This is a genomic window from Stenotrophomonas sp. P5_A8, from assembly GCF_056400545.1.
In genome coordinates, this window is record NZ_JBFULB010000649.1 from 1 (window position 1) to 635 (window position 635).

A 635-nucleotide genomic window follows, 5' to 3' on the forward strand; every position below is an offset into this window, starting at 1 on the left:
GGCCTGGGCATTGATCGAGCGGCCGGACACACCACTGGCGCGGCGCAGGTTGTCGTGCAGTTCGTCGTCGATGTTGACGATGCCCATGGGGATGCCCTGGATACGAAGAATATACGCATCATATACGCTTCATATATTCACTGCCAACATTGTTGCTTACGCGGTGTACGCCGTCGCCTCGATCTCGAACAGCATCCCGTCCAGTGCCAGTCGCGGTACCGGGATCAACGTACAGGTCGGGGCACGCCCCAATGGCCAGCGCCGACCGATCTGATCGGACAGGATGCCCAAACGGTCCTGATCGTGATCAACCACCAGCACCGTGAGCTTGGCCACGTCGGCCAAGCTGGCCCCGGCCGACGCCAGCGCCAGGCTCAGGTTGTCCAGCGCCTGGGCGACCTGCGCCTCGAAGCGGGGCGACAACGCGCCATCGGCGGTCTCCCCGCCCTGCCCGGCGATATGGATCACGCGGGCCGGCAGGCGCACCACCGCCACATGCGAATAGCCATTCGCGCTCGGGTCGTAAAGGCCGGATGGATTGATGAAGCCGAACAGGCCGGCGGGCGCGACAGGGGTATCGATCAACATGGGGGAAGACTTGGTCAGGGAGTGAGTTCGCAGTCTCGTGCCTCAAC

The 635-nt window shown here is 63.6% G+C and carries 2 protein-coding genes; both read right to left on the reverse strand.

Going from position 1 to position 635, the window contains the following annotated elements; translation table 11 throughout:
• The coding region (locus tag AC1DQP_RS21275) for a TA system antitoxin ParD family protein (protein ID WP_478052530.1) at nucleotides 1-87 on the reverse strand (87 nt) is incomplete at its 3' end.
• A gap of 69 nt (nucleotides 88-156) precedes the next feature.
• Nucleotides 157-588 (reverse strand): RidA family protein, encoded by a 432-nt coding sequence (locus AC1DQP_RS21280; protein WP_256774163.1) that lies wholly within the window; start codon nucleotides 586-588, stop codon nucleotides 157-159.
• Nucleotides 589-635: the final 47 nt, after the last annotated feature.

Coding starts and splice junctions, on each gene's coding strand:
- AC1DQP_RS21280 (WP_256774163.1), bottom strand. CDS start 588: ATGTTGATCGATACCCCTGTCGCGCCCGCCGGCCTGTTCGGCTTCATC.